Annotated in this window: 18 protein-coding genes; 11 read left to right on the top strand and 7 right to left on the bottom strand. The window is 41.1% G+C overall.

Going from position 1 to position 17,056, the window contains the following annotated elements; genetic code table 11:
* The first annotated feature begins 101 nt into the window (after nt 1-101).
* Together sstT and ADG81_RS03675 are read left to right on the top strand one after the other, a co-directional pair.
* A complete protein-coding gene (gene sstT / locus ADG81_RS03670) occupies nt 102-1,307 on the top strand; it encodes a serine/threonine transporter SstT (protein WP_020902997.1) in 1,206 nt (401 codons plus the stop codon).
* Nucleotides 1,308-1,374: 67 nt separating this feature from the next.
* A complete protein-coding gene (locus tag ADG81_RS03675; protein ID WP_023946543.1) occupies nt 1,375-2,328 on the top strand; it encodes an aromatic acid exporter family protein in 954 nt (317 codons plus the stop codon).
* A gap of 453 nt (nt 2,329-2,781) precedes the next feature.
* On the opposite strand, the gene ADG81_RS03680 is transcribed toward ADG81_RS03675, so the two are convergent.
* The 3 genes from ADG81_RS03680 to ADG81_RS03690 all read right to left on the bottom strand — a co-directional run bounded on the left by ADG81_RS03680 (nt 2,782) and on the right by ADG81_RS03690 (nt 6,257).
* Nucleotides 2,782-4,326 (bottom strand): peptide chain release factor 3, encoded by a 1,545-nt coding sequence (locus ADG81_RS03680; protein ID WP_001025437.1) that lies wholly within the window; start codon nt 4,324-4,326, stop codon nt 2,782-2,784.
* A 723-nt stretch (nt 4,327-5,049) separates the two neighbouring features.
* Nucleotides 5,050-5,232: a hypothetical protein gene (locus ADG81_RS03685; protein WP_000718721.1), complete on the bottom strand. Its 183-nt coding sequence runs from the start codon at nt 5,230-5,232 to the stop codon at nt 5,050-5,052.
* A gap of 14 nt (nt 5,233-5,246) precedes the next feature.
* On the bottom strand, nt 5,247-6,257 hold the full coding sequence (locus ADG81_RS03690) for a hypothetical protein (RefSeq protein WP_049550928.1): 1,011 nt from the start codon (nt 6,255-6,257) through the stop codon (nt 5,247-5,249).
* A gap of 174 nt (nt 6,258-6,431) precedes the next feature.
* Between ADG81_RS03690 and ADG81_RS03695 the strand changes: the two genes are divergently transcribed.
* Nucleotides 6,432-6,683, top strand: a complete 252-nt coding sequence (locus ADG81_RS03695) for a hypothetical protein (protein ID WP_000471831.1) — start codon at nt 6,432-6,434, stop codon at nt 6,681-6,683.
* Nucleotides 6,676-6,921: a DUF4160 domain-containing protein gene (locus tag ADG81_RS03700; protein WP_001127468.1), complete on the top strand. Its 246-nt coding sequence runs from the start codon at nt 6,676-6,678 to the stop codon at nt 6,919-6,921. The genes ADG81_RS03695 and ADG81_RS03700 overlap by 8 nt, the downstream gene beginning before the upstream one ends.
* A gap of 246 nt (nt 6,922-7,167) precedes the next feature.
* Here the strand turns inward: ADG81_RS03700 and ADG81_RS10030 are convergent, their stop codons facing one another.
* On the bottom strand, nt 7,168-7,242 hold the full coding sequence (locus ADG81_RS10030) for a hypothetical protein (RefSeq protein WP_239668522.1): 75 nt from the start codon (nt 7,240-7,242) through the stop codon (nt 7,168-7,170).
* 406 nt (nt 7,243-7,648) lie between these two features.
* Here ADG81_RS10030 and gatC point away from each other — a divergent pair, with 406 nt between their 5' ends.
* The 7 genes from gatC to nusB all read left to right on the top strand — a co-directional run bounded on the left by gatC (nt 7,649) and on the right by nusB (nt 13,749).
* A complete protein-coding gene (gene gatC, locus ADG81_RS03705; protein ID WP_000705419.1) occupies nt 7,649-7,951 on the top strand; it encodes an Asp-tRNA(Asn)/Glu-tRNA(Gln) amidotransferase subunit GatC in 303 nt (100 codons plus the stop codon).
* Complete coding sequence (gene gatA / locus ADG81_RS03710) at nt 7,951-9,417, top strand: Asp-tRNA(Asn)/Glu-tRNA(Gln) amidotransferase subunit GatA (protein ID WP_049550929.1); 1,467 nt, start codon at nt 7,951-7,953, stop codon at nt 9,415-9,417. The genes gatC and gatA overlap by 1 nt, the downstream gene beginning before the upstream one ends.
* Nucleotides 9,417-10,859, top strand: coding sequence for an Asp-tRNA(Asn)/Glu-tRNA(Gln) amidotransferase subunit GatB (gene gatB / locus ADG81_RS03715; RefSeq protein WP_049522353.1), 1,443 nt, complete (start codon nt 9,417-9,419; stop codon nt 10,857-10,859). Before gatA ends, gatB begins: the two co-directional genes overlap by 1 nt.
* A gap of 126 nt (nt 10,860-10,985) precedes the next feature.
* The gene (locus ADG81_RS03720; protein WP_000224426.1) at nt 10,986-12,029 is read left to right on the top strand and encodes a 2,3-butanediol dehydrogenase; all 1,044 of its coding nucleotides are present in this window, start codon (nt 10,986-10,988) and stop codon (nt 12,027-12,029) included.
* Nucleotides 12,030-12,359: 330 nt separating this feature from the next.
* Nucleotides 12,360-12,920, top strand: coding sequence for an elongation factor P (gene efp, locus ADG81_RS03725; protein ID WP_000568643.1), 561 nt, complete (start codon nt 12,360-12,362; stop codon nt 12,918-12,920).
* 21 nt (nt 12,921-12,941) lie between these two features.
* A complete protein-coding gene (locus ADG81_RS03730; RefSeq protein ID WP_000510575.1) occupies nt 12,942-13,331 on the top strand; it encodes an Asp23/Gls24 family envelope stress response protein in 390 nt (129 codons plus the stop codon).
* A complete protein-coding gene (nusB, locus tag ADG81_RS03735) occupies nt 13,324-13,749 on the top strand; it encodes a transcription antitermination factor NusB (protein ID WP_000203639.1) in 426 nt (141 codons plus the stop codon). The genes ADG81_RS03730 and nusB overlap by 8 nt, the downstream gene beginning before the upstream one ends.
* Nucleotides 13,750-14,014: 265 nt before the next feature.
* Here nusB and ADG81_RS03745 read toward each other — a convergent pair whose 3' ends face one another.
* The 3 genes from ADG81_RS03745 to accC are packed head-to-tail and all read right to left on the bottom strand — an operon-like array spanning nt 14,015 to nt 17,049.
* On the bottom strand, nt 14,015-14,782 hold the full coding sequence (locus tag ADG81_RS03745) for an acetyl-CoA carboxylase carboxyl transferase subunit alpha (protein WP_001017391.1): 768 nt from the start codon (nt 14,780-14,782) through the stop codon (nt 14,015-14,017).
* Nucleotides 14,779-15,645, bottom strand: coding sequence for an acetyl-CoA carboxylase, carboxyltransferase subunit beta (gene accD, locus ADG81_RS03750; RefSeq protein WP_049550931.1), 867 nt, complete (start codon nt 15,643-15,645; stop codon nt 14,779-14,781). Before accD ends, ADG81_RS03745 begins: the two co-directional genes overlap by 4 nt.
* A gap of 36 nt (nt 15,646-15,681) precedes the next feature.
* Complete coding sequence (gene accC, locus ADG81_RS03755) at nt 15,682-17,049, bottom strand: acetyl-CoA carboxylase biotin carboxylase subunit (RefSeq protein WP_049550932.1); 1,368 nt, start codon at nt 17,047-17,049, stop codon at nt 15,682-15,684.
* Nucleotides 17,050-17,056 lie beyond the last annotated feature (7 nt).

Here is a 17,056-nt window from a genome sequence, read left to right on the forward strand (position 1 = left end):
CATAAATATTCAAAAATAATAGCCAAAATAGACAGAAAATTCTTGATTTTAGCTCATATTTATACTATAATCATAAACATTACACAACAAAGGAGATTGTTATGAAAAAAATCATTCATGCTTGGAATAAGGCAAGCCTAATCAAACGGATTTTGATTGGTATGCTTATTGGAGGAACCCTAGGGCTGACACTTCCTAACATTTCAGGAATTGGTTTACTTGGAGATCTCTTTGTTGGTGGCCTCAAAGCCATCGCACCTATTCTAGTCTTTGCCCTCGTTGCCAATGCCCTTTCCCAACATCAAAAGGGTCAAGATAGCAACATGAAAACGGTTATCCTCCTTTACTTGGTGGGAACCTTTGCAGCGGCACTTGTTGCTGTCCTAGCAAGCTTCATCGTCCCTGTTGAGATTACCTTAAATAGTGCCAATACAGAAATCGCACCACCAGATGGAATTGGCCAGGTCCTCAGCAATCTCTTGCTCAAACTGGTTGACAATCCAGTCAATGCCCTCGTTACTGCTAACTACATCGGTATCTTATCTTGGGCAGTTGTTTTCGGGATTGCTATGAGAGAGGCCAGCAAAAATAGTAAAGAATTGCTGAAAACTATGGCTGATGTGACTTCTAAGATTGTCGAATGGATCATCAATCTAGCTCCATTTGGTATCCTTGGTCTTGTCTTCAAAACCATCTCTGATAAGGGAATCGGAAGCCTAGCTAACTACGGAATCTTGCTTGCCCTCTTGGTGACAACTATGTTCTTTGTCGCTCTGGTTGTCAATCCATTGATTGCCTTCCTCTTTATGAAGAGAAACCCTTATCCCCTCGTTTGGAAATGTTTGCGTGTCAGCGGTGTTACAGCCTTCTTCACTCGTAGTTCTGCGGCTAACATCCCTGTCAATATGAAACTTTGCCACGACCTCGGTCTGGATCCAGATACCTATTCTGTTTCTATCCCACTTGGTTCTACTATCAACATGGCAGGGGCAGCGATTACTATTAACGTTTTAACCCTTGCTGCAGTAAATACTCTTGGAATCCCTGTTGACTTTGCCACAGCCTTTGTCCTCAGTGTAGTAGCAGCAATCTCAGCCTGTGGTGCTTCTGGTATTGCCGGAGGATCCCTCCTTCTTATCCCAGTTGCTTGTAGCCTTTTTGGTATTTCTAACGATATTGCCATGCAAGTTGTTGGGGTTGGATTTGTGATTGGGGTCATCCAAGACTCATGTGAAACAGCCCTTAACTCTTCAACAGATGTCCTCTTTACTGCTGTTGCCGAATACGCAGCAGCCCGTAAAAAATAACTCATAAAGACAAGCCTGCTCAGGTCTTGTCTTTTCCGCTTTTATTATAACTTACTAGGAAATCCTTATGTCTATTAGCCAACGTACGACTAAGCTCATCTTAGCTACCTGTCTTGCCTGCCTTCTTGCTTACTTTCTCAATCTCTCCTCAGCTGTCTCGGCTGGAATCATCGCCCTCTTGAGCCTATCCGATACCCGTAGAAGTACCTTAAAACTGGCCCGAAATCGCCTCTTTTCCATGCTTCTAGCTTTGGTTATCGGAGTTCTGGCTTTTCACTTGAGCGGATTTCATATCTGGAGCCTCGGCCTCTATCTAGCCCTCTATGTGCCTCTAGCCTACAAGATGGGCTGGGAAATTGGCATCACACCAAGTAGCGTTTTGGTTAGCCATCTCTTGGTGCAAGAGTCAACCTCTCCAGACCTCCTAGTCAATGAATTCCTTCTCTTTGCTATCGGTACAGGATTTGCCTTACTGGTTAATCTCTACATGCCTTCACGAGAAGAGGAAATTCATCACTACCACACATTGGTAGAAGAAAAGTTAAAAGATATTCTCCAGCGCTTCAAATATTATTTATCCAGAGGGGATGGACGCAACCGAGCACAGTTAGTTGAAGAATTGGACACCCTTTTGGAAGAAGCTCTCAGACTGGTCTATTTGGATCACTCTGACCACCTCTTTCACCAGACTGATTACCATATCCACTACTTTGAGATGAGACAGCGACAAAGTCGTATCCTGCGAAACATGGCCCAGCACATCAACACCTGTCACCTAGCTGCCAGTGAGAGCCTGATTTTGGCCCAACTCTTTTCAAAAATTGCAGCTCAACTGAGCCAGACCAATCCTGCTTCTGATTTGCTAGATGAAATTGAACGCTATCTGGAAGTCTTCCGGAACCGTAGTCTACCCAAGACAAGAGAAGAATTTGAAACCCGCGCCACCCTTCTTCAACTCCTACGCGAGGCCAAAACCTTCATCCAAGTAAAAGTTGACTTTTACCAAAAATATGGACAGTAAAAAAGAAAACTTCAGACCAATCACAAAAGGTGAATATCTGAAGTTTTCTTTTATTTGTAAGTTATTACCATAAAGGTTAATAATAAAATAAATAAGGCTTAATATTCAACATCTGTTTATAGAATGCTGAGATAAAATACTGCAAACTTTGCAGTATTTTTATCCACTACACGAAGTTTTGCAAATCGAGTCTATTTGCAAACGGAGTTAGTAAGGCAGTTACCCTTTTCTATCTACGACGGAAAAGTCCACGAATCGATACCATTCGTGGATTTTTCCTAGTGAAGCGTTTAGGTAAGCCGCCATAGCGGTTACCTATTATTAGATTACGACACTGAGTTTTACAAATCGATTCCATTTGTAAAACTCAGTTAGTGAGGCAGTTAGCTAGTTCGCCAAATAGCGACTAGCGTCCAACAATTAGGAACTTTAGTTCCAATTGTTGGTACTGAGTCACATCTTCTCTTCCAACTCTACGTCTGGATACTTATCCGCAAACCAGCGGAGGGCAAAGTCATTTTCAAAGAGGAAGACTGGTTGGTCAAAACGGTCTTTAGCCAAGATATTTCGACTTGATGACATTCGTTCATCCAAGTCCTCAGGCTTGATCCAACGAACGGTCTTTTTACCCATTGGGCTCATGACTACTTCCGCATTGTACTCGCCTTCCATGCGGTGTTTAAAGACTTCAAACTGGAGTTGACCTACCGCTCCCAGCATGTACTCACCTGTTTGGTAATTCTTATAAAGCTGAATAGCACCTTCTTGCACCAATTGCTCAATCCCCTTGTGGAAGGATTTTTGCTTCATGACATTCTTAGCAGAAACTTTCATGAAAATTTCAGGTGTAAAGGTTGGGAGTGGTTCAAACTCAAACTTGTTTTTTCCAACTGTCAAGGTATCCCCAACTTGATAAGTACCTGTATCGTAAACCCCGATGATATCTCCAGCTACGGCATTGGTCACATTCTCACGACTTTCCGCCATAAACTGGGTAACATTCGACAGTTTAGCCCCCTTACCAGTACGAGGCAGGTTGACACTCATGCCACGCTCAAATTCGCCTGATACGATACGGACAAAGGCGATACGGTCACGGTGACGAGGGTCCATGTTGGCTTGGATTTTAAAGACAAAGCCTGAGAAATCCTTGTCGTAAGGATCCACAATTTCTCCGTCTGTTTTCTTGTGTCCATGTGGTTCTGGAGCAAACTTGAGGAAGGTTTCAAGGAAGGTCTGCACACCAAAGTTTGTCAAAGCTGAACCGAAGAAGACAGGTGTCAATTCTCCAGCCAGAATAGCTTCCTCTGAAAACTCATTCCCAGCTTCATTTAAAAGTTCAATATCATCTTTAACTTGCTCGTAGAAAGGATTACTTCCAAAAAGCTTGTCCCCATCTTCCAGACTAGCGAAACGCTCATCTCCTTTATAGAGTTCCAAGCGTTGGTTATAGAGGTCATACAAACCCTCAAAGGCTTTCCCCATCCCAATCGGCCAGTTCATCGGGTAGCTAGCAATGCCTAAAACTTCTTCCAATTCTTGCAAGAGATCCAGTGGCTCACGACCGTCACGGTCAAGCTTGTTCATAAAGGTAAAGACTGGAATACCACGATGTTTGACAACTTCAAATAATTTCTTAGTTTGGGCCTCGATACCCTTGGCAGAGTCCACCACCATGACAGCAGCATCCACCGCCATCAAGGTCCGATAGGTATCTTCTGAGAAGTCCTCGTGCCCTGGTGTGTCTAGGATATTGACGCGCTTACCATCGTAGTCAAACTGCATAACAGATGAAGTAACCGAAATTCCACGTTGTTTCTCGATATCCATCCAGTCAGACTTGGCAAAAGTTCCTGTTTTCTTCCCTTTTACCGTACCAGCCTCACGAATCTCGCCCCCAAAATAGAGCAACTGCTCAGTGATGGTTGTTTTCCCCGCGTCCGGGTGAGAGATGATGGCAAAAGTACGGCGTTTCTTAATTTCTTCTTGAATGTTCATAAGTTCTCTTTCTTTGATTCTCTATTTTTCTTGTTTCAATAGCTAAGAATGATTTTTACATTGGATTGTACCATTCCTTTCAACACTCCATTATATCGGATTTTAGCATTTTTTTCAATTTCTATTTTATGTTAGAGACTCCCCCTGTAATTTATTAGCGACTGGTATTCGACACACATTATTTGATATCTGAGTGGTTGCTTCAAACATGGGATAACAAGACATTACACACATTACTCATACATATGGTCGCTTAATTGAAAAGAAAGAAAAATAAATGTGCTTAGAGAATTATTAAGTAAATCATTTTTTCTACAAAAGATTAACTAAAACTGACCAAATATAATGTATTGAATCTAGAATAGTACGTCATGATTGCTAAAACATTTCTAGAAATTAATTTGACTTTCCCAATCAATTTGTTCATATCTTATTTCAATCTACTATAAAAAAGAAGCTGAGCAAAAAAACTTCTAAATATCAGAAAACGAGTATTTCCATAATTGGAGATACTCGTTTTCTTAGGTCATGATTCATAATTAAAACTCAACGATACGGTTAAGATCATTGGGTTTAACAATTTATTATTTTATAAGTTATCAGCTAGGAATCTAACCAACAAATACAGTACAGTGAATTTACATTAGTAAGTATTAAACAAAAGTCTATTCTTAAATGAAAAAGATTGACCGATGATGGGGCGAAGTAGCAGATACGATATAATTAAGACTCTTCTTTATTGCATATATCTATTTCTCTTGGATATGGTTCATATTTTACCGCTTCCCAAAAAGCCTTATTGTCTAGATATCTTAAATCTGCAAAGGCTAAAACCTTTAATGCTTGCCCTGCTTCCCATAAATCTTCTTTTACGGTTATCTTGCTGCATGATGAAAATGCTGCCATTTTTACTATCTCCTTTACTCATTATATTTATCATATAATGTTTTTAAAAAATCAAATTCAGTTACTATGGGAACTATCGCTTGTGGATTATCAAATATCCTTGAAGGTAGAGTATACATATACGTTTCCATACTTGATATATAATAGCATAGAATATTGACTCGCTCAAGTATTATAGGGATTATAAAATCAATCAAAAACTCTTTATCCATAAATGGACGACTAAGGTTTTTCCAACTAAAGTCTAAAAATCCATATATTTTAGGAAACTCTGAGAAACTTTTTGCTGTTAATATGAAAATAATCCCTGTATTACCATCTTTAATCTTATAGATGTGAGTTAGATTCTTAGAAAACATCAATGCCTTCATGTCTTCACTTAAAGGACACCTTACACTATCTCTAAGATTCATTCTACCATCTTCAACAAAAAATTCCGAATATTGCAATTCAGCCAAATCCTGAAAAGAATTTAGCTTATTCATATCAAAATCTTTAGGAAATAATCTCAAACTAATTTTTAGTGAAGTATAAAGGCTTTTAGATAAAACTTCCTCCAAATCATTAAAAATATCTCCAAAAGTATGTTTTGTTAGAGTTGAAAAACTTTTATAAGTATTTTCTAAAACTTTACGCCTATAATCATATGTACTCGAAGATTCGGGCATAAGCACTCGCCTATATTCTTTTGTAGCTTTAGATAAATGCCATACATCATGTTTTGAAGCGCTGGACATATACTTAGAAACAGCTTTAGTGTAATCATTGTAAAATAAATATGTTGCTATTTTCGACCAAGAATATAAGAATAGGGAGACTACAGCAATCACGAGAACTATGTAAGAGGTATATCTCCAGAAGTGCTCTTCTCCAAGATTAGATTTTATTTCTAAGAATGTAAACCAAAAAGAAAAACCTGATAGGCCCGTAGTAACAATAAAGCTGAATGTACTTATAATGGGGTGTCGCAAAATCGAATCCCAAATATAACTGATACTAATATCAATATTTTTTAACTTTTTCATCGAATACCTCCACGTAAGTATACGATTCAATTATATCACTTTTCCTAAAATTTAGCTCAAAGTTTAATTTTTTTTTACAAACTTGGATAAAAACTTTCCCTTGTAGGCAAATAGATAGAAAATCGTGACAATTCTAGCAAAAATGATATAATAAAACAAAAAGGAGATGTAATCATGTTCAAAGAATTTGGTGTAACCAATTTAGAAGTGACAAAAGATGATATTTGCAAGAATCCAAGCAACCCTATTTTGCGCATGTATGATGACGATGAATTAATTGGAACCTTTAGTATTCTAACTGGAGAAGTATTAGAAAATTTGGACTTGGCAGACTATGACATTCGTTTTGCTCAAAAGCAAATTGAGTTAAATCGCGATAACTACCTTGAAACATGGAAGGACTACGTGGGACTACTACATGCCTAAATATTCTTTCCTAAAGTATGGTATTGAAATTCGTCCTAACGAACATAACCATAAAGGTCAAAAAGCGCATATTCACATTTATATCCACGGAGAAGAAGTGGGTTCAATGTTTCTGAACGGTGAATTGAGAGATGGTAAAGTAAAAGCAAAAGACCTAAAAATAATAAGGCAATATGTTTTAGAAAATGCAGATGAACTTCAGACTTTATGGAATGAATACCAAAAGAGTGCATATTAACATCAAAGAATCTTAGTTTGCTAATCAACGATAAACAAAAAACAGCTAGCAATTTTAATTCCCACTATTCAACTAATGCCTAACTTAGGCACTAACCATCCTATTCCACTTGCAATTTTTAAAATAAATGTTACAATGAATATAGAAAAAGGTGTTGCGTCAACAACACCCCACAGATCCGTTTAAGACGGTGGCTGTAGTTACATAACTAAAAAATAGCTCGTTAACTCGCCAAAGTTAGGACGGCTATTTTTTTGTCTCTTTTACCAATTCAAGGATGAACTTCAGGAACGTGATAACAAAGTTACCAGCTACAAACATGAGTGTCAAAACCTCAAAAGGGAGGCAAATCTGGTTACTACTTTCTACTAAATACTATACTCTTCGAAAATCAAATTCAAACTGCGTCAGTTTCGCCTTGCCGTACTCAAATACAGTCTGCGGCTAGCTTCCTAGTTTGCTCTTTGATTTTCATTGAGTATAAGATTTTACAGGATCTGCACATAAGCATCACCATCCTTTCGATTTCGTAACCATCGTCTTCACTTCTCTGTTACACCATTGTACCATATAATTCCCCCTTTGAAATCCTCTTTTCAAATTAATCACCATTAAAACACATTCTCTAGCCTCCACCTGTCTTTTTTCACCTTCCCCTCCCTTATTTATAGGAAAATATGGTAAAATAGAACAGACTAAAAATCATCATTTCACGAAAGGATGCAAGATGAAAATTACGCAAGAAGAGGTAACACACGTTGCCAATCTTTCAAAATTAAGATTCTCTGAAGAAGAAACTGCTGCCTTTGCGACTACCTTGTCTAAGATTGTTGACATGGTTGAATTGCTGGGCGAAGTTGACACAACTGGTGTCGCACCTACTACGACTATGGCTGACCGTAAGACCGTACTCCGCCCTGATGTGGCCGAAGAAGGAACAGACCGCGATCGCTTGTTTAAAAACGTACCTGAAAAAGACAACTACTATATCAAGGTACCAGCTATCCTAGACGATGGAGGAGATGCCTAATGACTTTCAACAATAAAACCATTGAAGACTTGCACAATCTCCTTGTTTCTAAGGAAATTTCAGCAACTGAATTAACACAAGCAACGCTTGAAGATATCAAGTCTCGAGAGACAACTATCAACGCTTTTGTTACCATCTCTGAAGAGCACGCTCTTGCTCAAGCTAAATCCATTGATGAAGCTGGAATCGATGCTGACAATGTCCTTTCAGGAATTCCATTGGCTGTTAAGGATAACATCTCTACAGACGGTATTCTCACAACTGCAGCCTCAAAAATGCTCTATAACTACGAACCTATCTTTGATGCGACTGCGGTTGCCAATGCAAAAGCCAAGGGTATGATTGTCGTCGGAAAAACCAACATGGACGAATTTGCCATGGGTGGTTCTGGTGAGACTTCTTACTATGGTGCCACTAAAAACGCTTGGGACCAGACCAAGGTTCCTGGTGGTTCATCAAGTGGTTCTGCCGCAGCTGTAGCGTCAGGACAAATCCGCTTGTCACTTGGTTCTGATACTGGTGGTTCTATCCGCCAACCTGCTGCCTTCAACGGGATTGTTGGTCTCAAACCAACCTACGGAACGGTTTCTCGTTTCGGTCTCATTGCCTTTGGTAGCTCCCTAGATCAAATCGGACCTTTTGCGCCAACTGTTAAGGAAAATGCCCTCTTGCTCAATGCTATTGCCAGCGAAGATGTCAAAGACTCTACTTCTGCCCCTGTCCGCATTGCCGATTTTACTTCAAAAATCGGCCAAGACATCAAGGGTATGAAAATCGCTTTACCTAAGGAATATCTTGGTGAAGGGATTGACCCAGAGGTTAAGGAAACTATCCTGAATGTCGCTAAACACTTTGAAAAACTTGGTGCTATCGTTGAAGAAGTCAGCCTTCCTCACTCAAAATACGGTGTTGCCGTTTACTACATCATTGCTTCATCAGAAGCATCCTCAAACCTGCAACGTTTTGACGGTATCCGTTACGGATACCGCGCAGAAGATGCAAGCAACCTTGATGAAATCTATGTAAACAGCCGTAGTCAAGGTTTCGGTGAAGAAGTGAAACGTCGCATCATGCTAGGTACTTTCAGCCTTTCATCAGGTTACTACGATGCTTACTACAAGAAAGCTGGTCAAGTCCGTACCCTCATCATTCAAGATTTCGAAAAAGTCTTTGTGGATTATGACTTGATTTTGGGACCAACTGCTCCTAGTGTTGCCTATGACTTGGACTCACTCAACCACGACCCAGTTGCCATGTACTTGGCTGACCTCTTGACCATTCCTGTCAACTTAGCTGGTCTCCCAGGAATTTCGATTCCTGCTGGTTTCTCTCAAGGTCTACCTGTTGGTCTGCAATTGATTGGTCCTAAGTATTCTGAGGAAACCATTTACCAAGTTGCTGCTGCTTTTGAAGCAACAACAGACTACCACAAACAACAACCCGTGATTTTTGGAGGTGACAACTAATGAACTTTGAAACAGTCATTGGACTTGAAGTCCACGTAGAGCTCAACACCAATTCAAAAATCTTCTCACCTACTTCTGCCCACTTTGGAAATGACCAAAACGCCAACACTAACGTGATTGACTGGTCTTTCCCAGGAGTTCTGCCAGTTCTCAATAAAGGTGTTGTTGATGCTGGTATCAAGGCTGCTCTTGCCCTCAACATGGACATCCACAAAAAGATGCACTTTGACCGCAAAAACTACTTCTACCCTGATAATCCCAAAGCCTACCAAATTTCTCAGTTTGATGAGCCAATCGGTTATAACGGCTGGATTGAAGTCGAGCTAGAGGACGGTACGACTAAGAAAATCGGTATCGAACGTGCTCACCTAGAAGAAGACGCTGGTAAAAACACCCACGGTACAGATGGCTACTCTTATGTTGACCTCAACCGCCAAGGGGTGCCCTTGATTGAGATTGTATCTGAAGCTGACATGCGTTCGCCAGAAGAAGCCTACGCTTACCTAACAGCCCTCAAGGAAGTTATCCAGTACGCTGGCATTTCTGACGTCAAGATGGAAGAGGGTTCTATGCGTGTGGATGCCAACATTTCCCTTCGTCCTTATGGTCAAGAAAAATTCGGTACCAAGACTGAGTTGAAGAACTTGAATTCCTTCTCAAATGTCCGCAAGGGGCTTGAATATGAAGTCCAACGTCAAGCTGAAATCCTTCGCTCAGGTGGTCAAATCCGCCAAGAGACACGCCGTTACGATGAAGCCAACAAAGCAACCATCCTCATGCGTGTCAAGGAAGGTGCTGCAGACTACCGCTACTTCCCAGAACCAGACCTACCTCTCTTTGAAATCTCAGACGAGTGGATTGAGGAAATGCGTACAGAGTTGCCAGAGTTTCCAAAAGAACGCCGTGCACGTTATGTATCTGACCTTGGCTTGTCAGACTACGATGCTAGCCAGTTGACTGCTAATAAAGTCACTTCTGACTTCTTTGAAAAAGCTGTTGCCCTCGGTGGCGATGCTAAACAAGTCTCAAACTGGCTACAAGGTGAAGTTGCTCAGTTCTTGAACGCAGAAGGCAAGACACTGGAACAAATCGAATTGACACCAGAAAACTTGGTTGAAATGATTGCCATCATCGAAGACGGCACTATCTCTTCTAAGATTGCCAAGAAAGTCTTTGTCCACCTAGCTAAAAATGGCGGTGGCGCGCGTGAATACGTGGAAAAAGCTGGCATGGTTCAAATCTCAGATCCAGCTGTCTTGATTCCAATCATCCACCAAGTATTCGCCGATAACGAAGCTGCTGTTGCCGACTTCAAGTCAGGGAAACGTAACGCAGACAAGGCCTTCACAGGATTCCTTATGAAAGCAACCAAAGGCCAAGCCAACCCACAAGTTGCCCTTAAACTCCTTGCTCAGGAATTGGCGAAGTTGAAAGAAGATTAATATGTAAAGGAAACCAGCCCTGAGGTTGGTTTTTTTCTTGACAAACACAAGGAAAGCGTTTACAATATTACATGTAAAGTTTCCTAAAAGGAAAACTAAAAATCGCAACAAAAAGGAGTTAGTCATATGGCTACAATGAAAGCAGCTCGCTGGCATGCAGCAAAAGATGTTCGTATTCAAGAAGTAGAAGTCCCTGAGGTACTTCCGCACCAAGTAAAAGTTGCTGTTAAATTCACAGGAATTTGTGGTACTGACCTCCACGAATTTTTAGATGGTCCTATCTTCATCCCAACAGAAGAACATGTCTATTCTGGTCAAAAAGCACCAGTAACACTGGGACATGAATTTTCTGGTGAAATTGTAGAAGTCGGAAGCGATGTTACTCGTGTTAAAGTTGGTGATCGTGTTGCTGTAGAACCAATTCTAGCTAAGAATAACTTAGTTGGTAATTATAATTTGGATCCAAACCTTAATTTTGTCGGTTTGGCTGCAGATGGTGGATTTGCCAAATATTGTGTTTTAGACGGTGACTTAGTACATGTCATTCCAGATAGCTTAAGCTATGAGCAAGCAGCTCTCACTGAGCCAGCTGCTGTTGCAGTTTATGCCGTTCGTCAATCAGCACTAAAAGCTGGTGATACTGCTGCTGTCTTTGGCTTAGGTCCGATTGGTCTCTTAATTGTAGAAGCCCTTCGTGCAGCGGGTGCTTCTAAGATTTATGCTGTTGAACTATCACCTGAACGTCAAGCAAAAGCTGAAGAGTTAGGAGCTATCGTTGTCCGTCCGGAAGAAGGTGAAACAGCTGTTGAAGCTATTCATCGTTTAACAAACGGTGGTGTAGATGTTTCCTATGAAGTAACGGGTGTGCCAGTAGTTTTAGGACAAGCCTTAGCTGCCGTACATAAAGCAGGTGAGTGCATGGTGGTCTCTATCTGGGAACGAGAAGCAAATATTAATCCGAATGAATTTGCAATCCAAGAAAAGACACTAAAAGGAATCATTGCTTATCGTCATATCTTCCCTAAAGTATTAGAATTGATGGAACAAGGCTACTTCTCTGCTGAAAAATTAGTTACTAAGAAAATTAAATTGGAAAATATCGTCGAAGAAGGCTTTATCGAATTAACTCAAGATAAGTCACAAATTAAAATTTTGGTAGAACCAGAATAAAAAATCAATCTTTTTAAGACAATACTAACAGGTCGGAGTAAACTTACTTCGGCCTTTTGAAATATAATACTCTTCGAAAATCTCTTCAAACCACGTCAGCGTCACATTACCGTACTCAAATACAGTTTGCAGCTTGCTTCCTAGTTTGCTCTTTGATTTCTATTGAGTATGAGAAGAAATATAGTGGATACTCTTTAACATTAACCACTCCACCTGACTAGGCAATATTCTTTTTCTCCCCCACTATATCCCAATAACTATTTTGGCTTTATTTTCAGAAGATTTTATGGTAAAATGAAGAGTAATAATATTTATTAAAGAGGTAAAAACATGATTGAAGCAAGCAAATTGAAAGCTGGTATGACATTTGAAACTGCAGACGGAAAATTGATCCGCGTTTTGGAAGCTAGCCACCACAAACCTGGTAAAGGGAACACGATCATGCGTATGAAATTGCGTGATGTCCGTACTGGTTCTACATTTGACACAAGCTACCGTCCAGAAGAAAAATTCGAACAAGCTATTATCGAAACTGTTCCAGCTCAATACTTGTACAAAATGGATGAAACTGCCTACTTCATGAACACTGAAACTTACGACCAATACGAAATCCCAGTCGTAAACGTTGAAAATGAATTGCTTTACATCCTTGAAAACTCTGATGTGAAAATCCAATTCTACGGAACTGAAGTAATCGGTGTAACTGTACCAACTACTGTTGAGTTGACAGTTGCTGAAACACAACCATCTATCAAAGGCGCTACTGTTACAGGTTCTGGTAAACCAGCAACTATGGAAACTGGACTTGTTGTCAACGTTCCAGACTTTATCGAAGCTGGACAAAAATTGATCATCAACACTGCAGAAGGAACTTACGTTTCTCGTGCCTAATCTCTAGAAAGAGGTCATTCTATGGGAATTGAAGAACAATTTGGCGAAATCGTTATCGCTCCACGTGTACTTGAAAAAATCATTGCCATCGCAACTGCTAAAGTTGATGGTGTCCACTCATTTTCAAATAAATCCGTATCTGATACCCTATCAAAACTCTCTCTTGGTCGTGGCGTCTACTTAAAAGAAAGCAACGAAGAACTAACTGCTGACATCTATCTCTATCTTGAGTACGGTGTGAAGGTACCAAAAGTGGCTCTTGCTATTCAAAAAGCAGTCAAAGATGCTGTCCGTGATATGGCTGATGTGGAACTTGCTGCTGTTAACATCCATGTTGCAGGAATCGTTCCAGACAAAACACCAAAACCTGAGTTGAAAGATCTATTTAACGAGGACTTCCTCAATGACTAGTCCATTATTAGAATCTAGACGTGAACTTCGTAAATGCGCTTTTCAAGCTCTCATGAGCCTTGAATTCGGCACAGATATGGAAACAGCTTGTCACTTTGCCTACACGCATGACCGTGAAGATGCAGATGTGCAAATCCCTACCTTTCTTCTGAACTTGGTTTCTGGCGTTCAAGCTCAAAAAGACGAGTTGGATAAACAAATCAACCAGCACCTCAAGTCAGGCTGGACAGTTGAACGCTTGACCTTGGTCGAAAAAAACTTACTACGCTTGGGTATCTTTGAAATCACATCATTTGATACACCTCAGCTGGTAGCAGTCAATGAAGCCATTGAACTCGCTAAGAATTTTTCAGATCAAAAATCAGCCCGCTTCATCAACGGACTGCTTAGCCAATTTGTAACTGAAGAAAATGAATAATCAAAAAGGCGTTTGGTCTTCCAAGCACCTTTTGACTTTCCCCTTTGCACAAAGTAAGAGCCACATAAAAACTAGAACTGGCAGTCAGTTCTAGTTTTTGCGTATTCTAAAGAATTATACTCAATGAAAATCAAAGAGCAAACTAGGAAGCTAGCCGTAGGCTGCTCAAAACACGGTTTTGAGGTTGTGGATAGAACTGACGAAGTCAGTAACATATATACGACAAGGCGAAGCTGACGTGGTTTGAAGAGATTTTCGAAGAGTATTAGTATTTTCTAAACCGTTGATAGCGCTCTTCCAACAACTCTTCTAACGGTTTTTGTGAAAGTATGGCTAGCTCCGTTTGGAGTTCTTTTTTCACAGTCTTAATCAGTTCTTTGCTCGAAAATCCTGCTTCAGAAATCACCTTATCCACCACGGCCATCTCTAACAGCTCATGTGAAGTGATTTTCATCAGTTCTGCTGCTTCCATGGCACGAGTACCGTCCTTCCATAGAATGGAAGCAAAGCCTTCTGGACTGAGAATGGCATAGATAGAATTTTCCAGCATCCAGACACGGTCTGCAACGGCCAGAGCCAGTGCACCGCCTGAACCACCTTCACCGATAATGATGGCGATAATCGGAACTTTCAGGTCACTCATTTCCATGAGATTGCGAGCGATAGCTTCACCTTGACCACGTTCTTCCGCGCCGACACCAGGATAGGCACCTGCTGTATTGATAAAGGTCACAACTGGACGGCCAAACTTTTCTGCCTGTTTCATCAACCGTAGGGCCTTACGATAGCCTTCTGGATGTGGTTGGCCAAAATTTCGTTTGAGGTTATCTTGCAAACTCTTGCCTTTTTGGATACCAACCACTGTTACGGCTTGATCTCCAAGCCAGCCAATACCACCAACAACTGCACCATCGTCACGAAAAGAACGGTCACCGTGTAATTGGATAAAGTCATCAAAAATGCCTGTCGCAAAGTCCAAGGTTGTCAAGCGACTCTGCTCACGCGCTTCTCTGACTATTTTTGCAATATTCATCTAGGACTCCCTCCGTGCAATCTGACTAGGCTAGCAATGGTGTCTGGCAAGTCTCTTCTTTTGACAATAGCATCTACAAAGCCATGTTCCAGTAGGAATTCTGCCTTTTGGAAATCCTCAGGCAAGCTTTCACGAACCGTATTTTCAATCACACGACGCCCAGCAAAACCGACCAAGCTCTGTGGTTCAGCCAGAATGATATCACCTTCCATAGCGAAAGAAGCTGTCACACCACCTGTCGTTGGATCTGTCAAAATAGTCAGGTAAAAGAGACCTGCATTTGAATGGCGTTTAACCGCTGCAGAGATCTTGGCCATCTGCATGAGACTCATGATTCCTTCCTGCATACGGGCTCCACCAGAGGCTGTGAAGAGAACAACTGGCAACTGTTCAACAGTCGCATACTCAAACAAACGAGTGATTTTCTCCCCTACAACCGTACCCATAGAAGCCATGATAAAGTTGGAATCCATAATCCCAAGAGCCACAGTCTGACCTTTAATAAGAGCAGTTCCTGTCACAACAGCTTCATCCAGACCAGTTTTTTCACGCATAGCTGCTAGTTTCTTTTGATAACCAGGGAAATGCAAGGGATCCTTGCTTTCAATCCCTGTAAACAATTCCTTGAAGGTTCCCATATCAATCATCAAAGCCAAGCGTTCTTGGGCAGAAATACGAAAGGTATAGCTACAATGCGGACAGATACGCTCACTTCCCAGATCCTTCTGATAAATGGTATGCTTACAGCCTGGACACTGGGAGAATAATTCATCTGGAACCTCTGGCTTGGCTTGAGGTTTTTCCCTAACCGAACGATTGGGATTAATTCGAATATACTTATCTTTTTTACTAAATAGAGCCATTGATTCCCCTTTTCGGTTTAAACTCTTGAAGTCATTTTATTCTTTTTCTTGATATTTGGGTAAGAAGGTTTCCATCAAGAAGGAAGTATCGTAATCTCCAGCAATGACATTGCGATCTGAAATGAGGTCAAGCTGGAAATCTGCATTGGTCTGCACCCCTTCAATCTCTAATTCATAGAGGGCACGTTGCATTTTCATAAGTGCATCAAAACGATTTTCACCGTGAACGATGATTTTGGCAATCATACTATCATAATAAGGTGGAATGGTATAGCCTGGATAAACTGCTGAATCCACGCGCAAGCCAACTCCTCCACTTGGCAGATAGAGATTGGTAATCTTACCTGGACTTGGAGCAAAGTTTAAGGCTGGATTTTCTGCATTAATACGACACTCGATAGCATGACCGCGTAGGACAATATCTTCTTGCTTAACAGACAGGGGCTGACCTGCCGCAATGCGAATCTGTTCCTTAACGATATCAACGCCTGAAACAAATTCTGTTACTGGATGTTCCACCTGTACACGAGTATTCATCTCCATGAAGTAGAAATTGCCACTTGCTTCATCAAGGAGAAACTCAATGGTCCCTGCATTCTCATAGCCAACAGACTCTGCTGCTCGAACAGCAGCAGCACCGATTTCATTACGCAACGTTTTTCCGATTGCAATCGAAGGACTTTCTTCCAAAACCTTTTGGTTATTCCGTTGAAGAGAACAATCCCGTTCCCCCAAGTGAATCACATGTCCATGCTCATCTCCTAGGATTTGAACCTCGATGTGACGAGCTGGATAGATAACCCGTTCTATGTACATGGCACCATTGTCATAATTGGCCTTGGCTTCACTTGAAGCAGTATCAAAGGCGGAAACGAGATCTTCTGGTTTTTCAACCTTACGAATCCCTTTACCACCTCCACCTGCTGAAGCCTTGAGCATAACAGGGTAGCCAATTTTTTCAGCAACAATCAAAGCTTCCTCAGAGTTATGCACTTCTCCATCCGAACCTGGTATAACAGGCACGCCTGCTTTGATCATCTGAGCACGCGCATTGATCTTATCCCCCATCATATCCATAACATGACCAGATGGACCGATAAACTTAAGCCCCACCTCTTCACACATAGTTGCAAATTTGGAATTTTCACTAAGAAATCCAAAACCTGGGTGAATGGCTTCTGCCTCAGTCAAGACTGCAGCTGATAGAACCGCATTGATATTGAGATAAGACTCTGTTGCCTTGCCAGGGCCGATACAAACTGCTTCATCTGCCAAAAGCGTATGAAGGGCTTCCTTATCAGCAGTTGAATAAACCGCCACCGTTGCAATCCCCAATTCACGCGCCGCACGGATAATACGAACCGCAATTTCACCACGATTGGCAATTAAAATTTTTCGAAACATGGAGAAC

The organism is Streptococcus pseudopneumoniae, assembly GCF_001070815.1.
Classification (GTDB): Bacteria; Bacillota; Bacilli; order Lactobacillales; family Streptococcaceae; genus Streptococcus; species Streptococcus pseudopneumoniae_P.